Origin of the sequence: Streptomyces griseoloalbus, from assembly GCA_014650015.1 — a bacterium.
In the GTDB taxonomy this organism is placed as follows: domain Bacteria; phylum Actinomycetota; class Actinomycetes; order Streptomycetales; family Streptomycetaceae; genus Streptomyces; species Streptomyces griseoloalbus.
The window spans coordinates 1-578 of the sequence record BMUD01000141.1; the positions used below are offsets into that span (position 1 = coordinate 1).

Sequence of the window (578 nt, forward strand, 5' to 3'; positions counted from 1 at the left end):
TTGTAGCGCCCCGGTCCGGTCAGGTCGTCGATCAGCTCGCGCATCATGCGTTCGCCGCGTCGCCTGTCGTCGCACCGGTAGGCGTGTATGACCCTTTGGTAGGCGTCGTGGGCGAGCATGAGGTCGCGGTTGGCCTGGATGGCGAACAGGGCCATGAGTCTGGCACGGCCGCGTGCGCCGAGGTATTCGTCGCTGGTCAGCAGGGCGCGCCTGCAGTCGTAGAGCCTGTCGCCCTTGACACCGCGCCTGCCGGTGGCGTCGCGTTGCAGGCGGCAGCGCACCTTGGTGACGCGGGCGGCGGCCAGTTGCACGACGTGGAACGGGTCGATGACCTCGACCGCGTGGGGCACGACGGATTCGACGGCCTGCTTCCAGCCGGCGAACGCGTCCATGGCGACCACCCCGACGCGTCTTGTGAACTCGCCGCCGCGCGCCTGCATCCATTCGCGAAGCACCTGGGCGGAACGGCCCGGCACCATGTCCAGCAGTCTTGCCGGCCTGCCGTCGCAACGCGGGGTCAGGTCGACGATCACGGTCACGTACCGGTCGCCGAACGCGCCGTGGCGCCACACGTGCTC

Annotated in this window: 1 pseudogene; it reads right to left on the reverse strand. The window is 69.6% G+C overall.

Going from position 1 to position 578, the window contains the following annotated elements:
* Positions 1 to 578, reverse strand: a pseudogene (locus IE178_RS35290) (ISL3-like element IS2001 family transposase); the annotation flags it as partial.